Origin of the sequence: Pseudoalteromonas sp. SR45-6 (genome assembly GCF_014163545.1) — a bacterium.
Classification (GTDB): Bacteria; Pseudomonadota; Gammaproteobacteria; order Enterobacterales; family Alteromonadaceae; genus Pseudoalteromonas; species Pseudoalteromonas rhizosphaerae.
Genome location: NZ_JACJDM010000158.1, coordinates 1 through 734, shown reverse-complemented (window position 1 = coordinate 734; position 734 = coordinate 1). Strand labels below are relative to the sequence as shown.

Here is a 734-nt window from a genome sequence, read left to right as displayed (position 1 = left end):
TCGTTCGTCGCAGCCAACGGATCAATATCAAAGGTTGGCGCAAGAGTATCGATCACTCCGCCATTTTCTGTGTCGCTAGCGGTATTGCCGGCGGCATCGGTGACGCTGGCATCAACAACAAAAGCGCCTTCTGCAAGCGGGGTCGGTACATCCACCGACCAACTGCCATCAGCCAACACAGTGGCAGTTAAGGTTTGTATATCGCCATTGGCATCGGTGACCGTAATGCTCACCAGCCCGCCAATTTCATCACTGCTACCGGTGATGGTTGGGGTGCTGTCGTTCGTCGCAGCCAACGGATCAATATCAAAGGTTGGCGCAAGAGTATCGATCACTCCGCCATTTTCTGTGTCGCTAGCGGTATTGCCGGCGGCATCGGTGACGCTGGCATCAACAACAAAAGCACCTTCTGCAAGCGGGGTCGGTACATCCACCGACCAACTGCCATCTGCAAGTACTGTCGCCGTTAAGGTTTGTATATCACCATTGGCATCGGTGACTGTAATGCTCACCAACCCACCTATTTCATCACTGCTGCCAGTGATGGTAGGCGTGCTGTCGTTGCTATCAGCCAACGGGTTGATATCAACCGTCGGTGCAAGAGTATCGATCACCCCACCATTTTCTGTGTCACTGGCGGTATTGCCGGCGGCATCGGTGACACTAGCATCAACAACAAAAGCGCCTTCTGCAAGCGGGGTCGGTACATCCACCGACCAACTGCCATCAGCCAA

1 protein-coding gene is annotated in these 734 nt (G+C 54.1%); it reads right to left on the bottom strand.

From position 1 onward, the window contains the following. On the bottom strand, positions 1–734 hold a 734-nt coding region (locus tag H5158_RS22655), incomplete at both ends, for an Ig-like domain-containing protein (protein WP_182740980.1).